Consider the following 8,775-nt stretch of genomic DNA (forward strand, 5'->3'; position numbering starts at 1 on the left):
CCCGCCGTGGCGGGCGCACCCTGCGGTGCGGCGGCCGTCGCGACGGCTTCGGCCAGCAGGTCGGTGGCGTCGGCGTCACCGCTGCGGGGGAGGGCCAGGCGCAGCCCGCCCCAGCCGGGCAGGTTCACACCGTCGAGCCCCGCCGGGTCGCTCTGCAACCGGGGCAGATCCGTCCACGTGCGCTGCCCGAGCGCCGCCTCGAGCTGCGGGCGCACCGCCAGCACCACGGGCGACGTCACCAAGGACCGACTGTCGCTGATCGTCGGTCTACCGGCCGCCGCGTCCAGCCGCGCCTCCGACATCGAGCTGGCCGGAATCCACAGCGCCGGCTTGTCGCCCAGATCGCCGGGCCACGTGCCGGTGAAACCGTCGACCACCTGGCTCGGGTCGGCCGACCGCACGCCCACCTTCACGCACTTGTCGCCGACCGGTGCGGCCTGCTGGTTGAACTGGTCGGCCAGCGCGTTCACCTGGTCGGTGATCGACGCGTCGGTGAGTACCGCCACCGCCACCTCGCCCTCGACGCAGCGGGCCGCAGACACCTGGGACCGGTTGGACAGGGCGTCGCCGAGGAACCGCCACAGGATGACGCCCGCGACGATCACCACCACCGACACCAGCGCCACGATCACGCCGACGCTGACGCCCCGACGCTTCGGCTGGATGGCGCGATGGCTCCCGGTCCACTCGCCATCCCAGTTGCGGCCGCCGGAGCGGGCCTGCCCCGGCGGCGGTGTCGCCGCGAACGCCCGGGTGGGCGATTCGTCGGCAGGCTGCTCGCCGGTTTCGGGCTCGGCTTCGGGACTCTCGTCGGGGCTGCCCAGCTCGTGGAACGCGTCGTAGGACCGATCCGTCCGCCACCCACCGGCGTCCACCTCGTCGTCGGCGTCCGCCTCGGGTGCCCGACGGTCGGCGTCCGCCTCCGGACCGCGCGCGTCACCCTCGCTCTCGTACGGTTCCGGTCGATCCTGGGCGTCGTCGGGATCGGGAATGCTGTGCCTGCCCATCCCTAGCCTTCGTGCTCGTCGTGTCGAATGATCGGTCGGCCCGCACGAAACCTAGTCACTGGGCAGCGTGGCGGGCTTTGAACTCGCGGCGGCGGCGATGCAGGATCGGCTCGGTGTAGCCGTTCGGCTGGCTGGTGCCCGCCAAGATCAGCTCCTGCGCGGCCTGGAAGGCGATGCTGGCCTCCGGATCCGGCGCCATGGGCAGGTAGTCGCGGTCCGAGGCGTTCTGCTCGTCCACGACGGCGGCCATCCGGCGCAGGCTGGCCTTCACGTCTTCCTCGGTGATGACGCCGTGCCGCAGCCAGTTGGCCAACAGCTGGCTGGAGATGCGCAGCGTCGCCCGGTCCTCCATGAGCGCCACGTCGTGGATGTCGGGCACCTTGGAGCAGCCGACGCCCGCGTCGATCCAGCGGACCACGTAACCCAGGATCGACTGGCAGTTGTTGTCCACCTCCTCGCGGATCTCCTCGGGAGCCCACGCGAGTTCCTTGGCGACCGGAATGGTCAGCAGCTCGTCGACCGTGGTGCGGCGCTTGCCCTCCAACTCGGCCTGCACGGCGGCGACGTCCACCTGGTGGTAGTGCATGGCGTGCAGCGTGGCGGCCGTCGGCGACGGCACCCACGCGGTGGTGGCACCGGCCTTGGGCTGGCCGATCTTCTGCTCCACCATGTCGGCCATCAGGTCGGTCATGGCCCACATGCCCTTGCCGATCTGCGCGCGGCCCTTCAGGCCGCAGGCCAGGCCCACGTCGACGTTGGCGTCCTCGTAGGCCTTGATCCACGCGGTGCCCTTCATGGCGCCCTTGCGGATCATCGGGCCGGCCTCCATCGACGTGTGGATCTCGTCGCCGGTGCGGTCCAGGAAGCCGGTGTTGATGAACACGACGCGGTCGGCGGCGGCCTTGATCGCGGCCTTGAGGTTGAGCGTGGTGCGCCGCTCCTCGTCCATGATCCCGACCTTGAGCGTCGCCTGCGGCAGGCCCAGCACGTCCTCGACGCGGCTGAACAGCTCGCAGGTGAACGCCACCTCGTCGGGACCGTGCATCTTCGGCTTCACGATGTAGATCGAGCCGGTGCGGCTGTTGGCGTACGGGCCGCTGGCGCCGTCGTCGACCGCGCCGTCCTTGAGGCCGTGCATGCCGATGAGGCCGGTGAACAGCGCGTCCTGGATGCCTTCGGGCACCTCGTTGCCGTCCTTGTCGACGATGGCGTCGTTGGTCATCAGATGGCCGACGTTGCGCACGAACAGCAGGCTGCGGCCCGGCAGGGTCAGCTCGCCGCCATCCGGGGCGGTGTAGGTGCGATCGGGGTTGAGCACGCGGGTGAACGTCTTGCCGCCCTTGGCGACCTCTTCGGCCAGGTCGCCGCGGTTGAGTCCCAGCCAGTTGCGGTAGCCCAACACCTTGTCGTCGGCGTCCACGGCGGCCACCGAGTCCTCGAAGTCCATGATCGTGGTGATCGCCGACTCCAGCACGACGTCCTTGATGCCGGCCTTGTCGGTCGATCCGACGGGCGAGTCCGCGTCGATCAGGATCTCGACGTGCAGGCCGTGATGCCGCAGGAGCACGGCGGTGGGGGCCGACGGGTCGCCCTGGTAGCCGACGAAGGCCGACGGGTCGGCCAGTTCCACCGACAGCGCGCCGTCGGAGACGGTCAGGCCGGTGACGTCGGCCCACGAGCCGGATGCCAACGGCACGGCCTCGTCGAGGAACGTCCTGGCGTACGCGATGACCTTGTCGCCGCGCACCCGGTTGTAACTCGACCCCTTCTCCGCGCCGTCCTCCTCGGAGATCACGTCGGTGCCGTACAGGGCGTCGTACAGCGAACCCCAGCGCGCGTTGGCGGCGTTGAGGGCGAAGCGGGCGTTGAGGATCGGCACCACCAGCTGCGGGCCCGCGGTGCTGGTGATCTCGGCGTCGACGCCGGAGGTGGTGACGCTGAAGTCGTCCGGCTCGGGCAGCAGGTAACCGATGTCGGTGAGGAAGGCCTTGTAGTCCTCGCGGAACGACTCGGTGTCCACCGGCTCGATGACGCGGGCGCGGTGCCACTTGTCGATCTGCGCCTGCAGGTCGTCGCGGCGGGCGAGCAGCTCGGCGTTCTGCGGTGCCAGGTCGGTCACCACCTTGTCCACCCCCGCCCAGAAGGTGTCGGCGTCCAGCCCGGTCCCGGGCAGCGCCTCGTTGGTGATGAAGTCGTAGAGCACGCGGGCCACCTGCAGGGTGCCCACCGTCACGCGTTCAGACATGGTCTCCTCCTCGAGCGTCGATCAAGCTTACCCGCGGGTAATCCCGGTCATGCCCGCCGCGCGGCCCCGACGAGCACGTCACACCGTTCGATCAGGGCCGCGCGCAGCGGCGCGGCGCGATCGGCGATCGCCTGCTGAGCGCGCACGTACTCGGCACGGCCCGCCGGGGTCTCGATCTCGATCGCCTGGAAACCATAGTCGGTCAGGTCGTACGGGCTGGCCCGCATGTCGACCGCGCGCGCGTCGGCCGCCAGGTCGAGGCAGTCCAGCAGCAGCTCGGACGCCACCAGCGGGCCCAGCTTGGCCGCCCACTTGTACAGATCCATGCCGGCATGCAGGCAGCCGGGTTGCTCGCTGGCCACCTGGCCCTCGCGCGACAGCGGGGCCGCGTTGCGCGGCGCCGCCGCCGGCGTGAAGAAGCGGAACGCGTCGAAGTGCGTGCAGCGCAGCGGCATCGACTCCACGACGTCGTCGGTGCCCGCCGCACCCAGGCGCAGCGGCACCTGTCCGTGCCGCACCTCGTGGGCGCGATACACCATGGCCCATTCGTGCAGGCCGAAGCAGTTCAGCCGCGGCGCGCGCCGCGCGGTGGCCCGCAGCAGGTCGGAGACGAACTCCACCGTCTGCAGCCGCGCCCGCAGGTAGGCCGCGCCCACGCTCACCATGCCGTCGCGCAGTTCGTAGCCGGCGCGGTCGGTGAAACGGTCGGCCCCTGGGCCGGTGAGCGCCACCCCGAACCCGGGATGCCAGCGCTGCACCTGACGCGGCTTGAGGCTGTAGTAGGTGAACAGGAAGTCCCACACCGGGTGTGCGACGCCCCGGCGGGTGCGCTCCCGATGCGGCGCGACGAAGCGGTCGGCCCGCGCGAGGTGGCGCCGCTCACGGTCGGTCCACTGGTCGTGGGTCAGCACCGTCGCGACGGCGGGGGCCTCAGAACCGGTGCGTGCCATCGCGCACCGTGCCCACCAGGTCTTCCACCAGATCCTCCAGCGCCACCATCGCGGTGATGGTGTCGCCGGTGGTCACCAGCGCCAGGTGGCTGTTGTCCCGGCGCAGCCGCGATAGCGCCGTCGTCAGCGGCATCGACGACGGCACGGTGGGCAGCGGCCGCACCATCTCCCGATCCACGACCGCGTCCGGGTCGTCGATCAGCGGCAGTACGTCCTTGATGTGCACGTACCCCGTGATCACGCCCGCGGCGTCGGTGACCGGGAAACGCGAGTACCCGGTGTCGGCGAGCGCCCGTTCGATGGCCGCCACCGTCGGCCCCCGGCCGGCCTCGGCGGCCGTCACGACGCGGATCTCGTCGAGCGGGATCGCCACGTCGTCGACCACGCGCGTGCGGATCTGCAGGGCCCGGGTGAGGCGGCCGTGCTCCTCGGGGTCCAGCAGCCCCTCCGACAGCGACTCGGCGATCATCTCGGACAGCTCGACGGTCGACACCGTCACCTCGAGTTCATCCTTGGGTTCCACCCGGAACGCCCGCAACGTCGTGTTGGCGCACCAGTTGTAGAAGGCGATGAAGGGCCGGGCCACCCGGATCCACACCAGGTAGACCGGGATGAGCAGCATGGCCGTGGACTCCGGGCCCGCGATCGCGATGTTCTTCGGCACCATCTCGCCCAGCAGCACGTGCAGCGTCACCACCACGCCGAGCGCGATCAGGAACGACACCGTGTGCAGCACGGAGTCCGGGATGCCGACCGCCCCGAAGGGAGCCTCGAGCAGGTGCGCGACGGCGGGCTCGCCCACCCGGCCCAGCAGGATCGAGCACACCGTGATGCCGAGCTGAGCGCCCGCCAGCATGAGCGACAGGTTCTCCCCGGCGCGGATCACGGTGACCGCGCTCTTCTTGCCCTGTTCGGCCAGCGCCTCCAGGCGGTCGCGCCGCGCCGAGATGAGCGCGAACTCCGAGCCGACGAAGAAGGCGTTGAGTGCCAGCAGCACCACCGTCAGCAGCACGCCGAAGACGTCCGAACCCATCAGGCGTCACCCCCGTCCCGCTCGTCGTCCCGCTCGCCGCGGCGGCCCAGCCGCGTCAGCTCCAGCACGTCGATGCGGCGCCCGTCCATCTGGATCACCTTGGCTTGCCAGCGCACCGGATCGTCCAGCGGCGCATCGGGGTCGAACTCCGTGAGTTCGACGGTCTCACCCAGCTCGGGGATGTGGCCCAGCTCTTGCAGCACCAGCCCGCCGATGGTCTCGTACTCACCCTCCGACGGCCGGAACGGCGTCTCGGTGCTCACCTCGTCGATGCGCAGCAGCCCCGAGACGCGCCACCCGTCGGCGTAGGCCACCACGTCGGGGGTGGCGTCATCGTGCTCGTCGCGGACGTCGCCGACGATCTCCTCGATCAGGTCCTCGACGGTCACCATGCCTGCCGTGCCGCCGTACTCGTCGACCACCAACGCCGTCTGCAGGCCGTTGGCGCGGATCTCGGTCATCACCGCGTCGCCGTCGAGCGTCGACGGCACGATGGCCACGGGCACCGCGACGGTCGCCAGCCGCGTCACCGCTCGCCGCTCGTCGGGCATGGCGAAGACCTGTTTGACGTGCACGATGCCGATCGTGGCGTCCAGGTCGCCGTCGATGATCGGGAACCGCGAGTAGCCGGTCTCGGTGGCCCGCCGCACCAGGTCGGCGACGGTGTCGTCGGCGTCGAGTGCCTCGATCTTGGAGCGCGGCGTCATGAGTTCCTCCGCGGTGCGCTCGCCGAACTTCAGCGAACGGTCCACGAGGTCGGCGGTGCTCGCGTCCAGCGAACCGCTCTCCTTGGAGTTGCGCACCAGCGACACCAGTTCCTGCGGCGAGCGCGCCGAACGCAGTTCCTCGGCCGGTTCGATGCCCAGGCGGATCAGCACCCAGTTGGCGGTGCCGTTGGTGACCTTGATGGCGGGCGTCAGCAGCCGGGAGAACCACCACTGTGGGGGTGCGGCCCAGCGGGCCGTCTCCGGCGGCTTGGCGACGGCGAGGTTCTTGGGCACCAGCTCGCCGAACACCATCGAGATCGAGGTGGCGATGAGCAGCGCCAGTGCCAGCGCCACGCCGTCGACCATGTCCGCGGGCAGGCCGATGGCCGCCAGCGGCCCGTGCAGTAGCCGGGCGACGACGGGTTCGGCGAGGTAACCGGTGGCCAGCGTGGTGATCGAGATGCCCAGCTGCGCGCCCGACAGTTGGAACGACAGCGTCTTGTGGGCCTTCTGCACGATGGCGTCGCGGCGCCCACCGGACTTGGCGTTGGCGTCGACCGTGCTGCGTTCCAGGGCCGTCAGCGAGAACTCCGCGGCCACGAACACGGCGGTGCCCAGCGTCAGGACGACGAAGGCCAACAGGCTCAGTGCCGTGAAGGTGGGGTTCATCGGGGCACCGCCACGTGTCGTGGGCGGGGGCGCGGTGCGACGCCGGGCGCTCGGCCCGGCTGCCTACTGGAAGGCTCCGAATCTTGGCGGGCGTTCCGAGATTCCCGTTCGGGGGTCGGCCGCTGGCCATCGGCGCCCGATGCGTTGCCGGGAGCCACGGCGGGTGCCTGCGGCACGTGATCCCTTTCGATCGGAGATTGGATGCCGAACATATTAGCCCAGGCTAGGTACTGAGAGAGCGCTGAGAGACCTCAGGTGAGGCTTGCCTTGGTTGCGGTAGCTTGGCGGGAACCGACCATTTCCCGACGTCAAAGGCAGGTCCGTTCCCGTGCCCCTCACCCGTCTCGTCGCCGGCATCGGCACCGTCGCCGCGATGCTCGCCCTGTCCGGATGCAGCTCCACACCGGCGTCCTCGCCGGCCTCCGACTCTGGTGCAGCCGGCGACTCGACCATCCTGGTCTACTCCGGGCGCAGCGAGGACCTCGTCGCACCGCTGTTCGAGAAGTTCACCGCCGACACCGGCGTGGGCGTCCAGGTGCGCTACGCCGGCTCCGGCGAGCTGGCCGCGCAGCTGCTCACCGAGGGCGACCAGTCGCCCGCCGACGTGTTCTTGTCCCAAGACGCCGGCGCCCTGGGAGCGGTCTCCAAGGCGGGCCTGTTCGCGCCGCTGGACACCGAGACGCTGGCGGCGGTGCCCGCGGCCTACTCGGCGGCCGACGGCACCTGGGTCGGCGTGTCCGGCCGGGCACGCGTCGTCGTCTACAACGAGCAGTTGGCGCCCACGCCGCCCGACACCATTGACGGCCTGCTCGCCCCGCAGTGGCAGGGCCGCATCGGGTATGCGCCGAGCAACGCGTCGTGGCAGGCGTTCGTCACGGGCCTGCGGGTGGCGCGTGGCGACGCGGCGGCCGAGGAGTGGCTGCGGGCGTTCAAGGCGCAGAACCCCCGGCCCTACGAGAACAACGTGGCGTTGCGCGACGCCGTGAACTCCGGCGAGGTGGCCCTGGGACCCACCAACCACTACTACCTCTACGAGCTGATCGCGGCCGACGGGCCCGACGCCGTCGTGGCCCGCAACCAGTTCATGGCACCGGGTGACCCCGGTGGTCTGGTGAACGTCGCAGGCGTCGGGGTGCTCAAGACCGCGAAGAACGCCGCCGGTGCCAACCGGTTCGCCGCCTACCTGGTGGGTCCGGCCGCGCAGCAGTTCTTCGCATCCGAGACCGAGGAGTACCCGCTGGTCGACGGCGTCGCCCCGGCCGCCGACATCCCCGCGCTGAGCGAACTGCAGCCGCCCGCCGTCGACCTGTCGCGGCTCGAGGACCTCGAGGCGACGCAGGAGCTGCTGGTCCAGACTGGGCTGCTGACCAACTGACGGCGCAGACGCGGCGCGACCGCCCGCCCTGGCTGCTCGTCGGGGCCGCCGGGCTGGTGGTCGGTGCGACGCTGCTGCCCTTGGCGTACCTGGGGGACCGGGCGCTGACCCGCGGCTGGTCCTTCGTGGTCGCCGAGCTGGCCCAGCCCCGCACGCTCGCACTGATCGGCCGGTCGTTGCTGCTGGTGGGTGTGGTCACCGCGGCGTGCGTGGTGCTGGGCGTCGCGTTCGCGGTGCTGGTCACCCGCACCGACCTGCCCGGGCGCCGGTGGTGGGCGGTGGCGGTGACGCTGCCGCTGGCGATGCCGTCGTACCTGCTTGCCCATCTGTGGGTGTCGGCGGTCCCGCAGGCCGCGGGGTTCTGGGGGGCGTGCCTGGTGCTCACGCTGGTGAGCTACCCCTACGTCTTCATGACCACGGTCGCCGCACTGCGCCGCGTCGACCCGGCGCACGAGGAGGTGGCGCGGTCGCTGGGGTACGGCGCGGTGGCGGTGCTGTTCCTGGTGACGCTGCGGCAGGCGCGGGCCGCGATCGCCGCCGGGGCCCTGCTGGTGGCGCTCTACGTGCTCAGCGACTTCGGCGCGGTGGCCGCCATGCGGTTCGAGGCATTCACCTGGGTGATCTACGGCGCCTACCGCTCGGGGTTCAACCCCGCCCGCGCCGCGGTGCTCGCGCTGGTGCTGCTGCTGATCGCCGCGGTCTTGGTGGCCGCCGAGACCGCGGCGCGGGGCCGCGCGGCGGCCTACCGGGTGGGCGGTGGCACGCCGCGACTGGCGCCGCCGCTACGGC

At 71.2% G+C, this 8,775-nt stretch carries 6 protein-coding genes and 1 pseudogene; 2 read left to right on the top strand and 5 right to left on the bottom strand.

The features are described 5' to 3' along the window. The 5 genes and pseudogenes from AC30CM_RS26385 to AC30CM_RS26405 all read right to left on the bottom strand — a co-directional run. Nucleotides 1–1,007 (bottom strand): annotated as a pseudogene (locus tag AC30CM_RS26385) (hypothetical protein); the annotation flags it as partial. Between the two features lie 55 nt (nt 1,008–1,062). Beyond that, complete coding sequence (locus AC30CM_RS26390; protein WP_490119873.1) at nt 1,063–3,252, bottom strand: malate synthase G; 2,190 nt, start codon at nt 3,250–3,252, stop codon at nt 1,063–1,065. A 47-nt stretch (nt 3,253–3,299) separates the two neighbouring features. Then, on the bottom strand, nt 3,300–4,202 hold the full coding sequence (locus AC30CM_RS26395) for a 3-methyladenine DNA glycosylase (RefSeq protein WP_490119874.1): 903 nt from the start codon (nt 4,200–4,202) through the stop codon (nt 3,300–3,302). Then, the gene (locus tag AC30CM_RS26400; protein ID WP_490119875.1) at nt 4,183–5,235 is read right to left on the bottom strand and encodes a hemolysin family protein; all 1,053 of its coding nucleotides are present in this window, start codon (nt 5,233–5,235) and stop codon (nt 4,183–4,185) included. The genes AC30CM_RS26395 and AC30CM_RS26400 overlap by 20 nt, the downstream gene beginning before the upstream one ends. After that, complete coding sequence (locus tag AC30CM_RS26405) at nt 5,235–6,611, bottom strand: hemolysin family protein (protein ID WP_490119876.1); 1,377 nt, start codon at nt 6,609–6,611, stop codon at nt 5,235–5,237. The genes AC30CM_RS26400 and AC30CM_RS26405 overlap by 1 nt, the downstream gene beginning before the upstream one ends. 373 nt (nt 6,612–6,984) lie before the next feature. Between AC30CM_RS26405 and AC30CM_RS26410 the strand changes: the two genes are divergently transcribed. After that, a complete protein-coding gene (locus tag AC30CM_RS26410) occupies nt 6,985–7,986 on the top strand; it encodes an iron ABC transporter substrate-binding protein (protein ID WP_490119878.1) in 1,002 nt (333 codons plus the stop codon). 56 nt (nt 7,987–8,042) lie between these two features. Further along, nucleotides 8,043–8,775, top strand: a 733-nt coding sequence (locus tag AC30CM_RS26415) for an ABC transporter permease (RefSeq protein WP_490119877.1), incomplete at its 3' end; no start/stop codon positions are given.

The sequence above is a fragment of the Mycobacterium sp. DHQP2018-32-09 genome (assembly GCF_058148405.1).

Bases quoted from the DNA above. Each gene is read 5' to 3' on its own strand.
- AC30CM_RS26390 (WP_490119873.1), bottom strand. From the start codon at position 3,252: ATGTCTGAACGCGTGACGGTGGGCACCCTGCAGGTGGCCCGCGTGCTC.
- AC30CM_RS26395 (WP_490119874.1), bottom strand. From the start codon at position 4,202: ATGGCACGCACCGGTTCTGAGGCCCCCGCCGTCGCGACGGTGCTGACC.
- AC30CM_RS26400 (WP_490119875.1), bottom strand. From the start codon at position 5,235: ATGGGTTCGGACGTCTTCGGCGTGCTGCTGACGGTGGTGCTGCTGGCA.
- AC30CM_RS26405 (WP_490119876.1), bottom strand. From the start codon at position 6,611: ATGAACCCCACCTTCACGGCACTGAGCCTGTTGGCCTTCGTCGTCCTG.
- AC30CM_RS26410 (WP_490119878.1), top strand. From the start codon at position 6,985: ATGCTCGCCCTGTCCGGATGCAGCTCCACACCGGCGTCCTCGCCGGCC.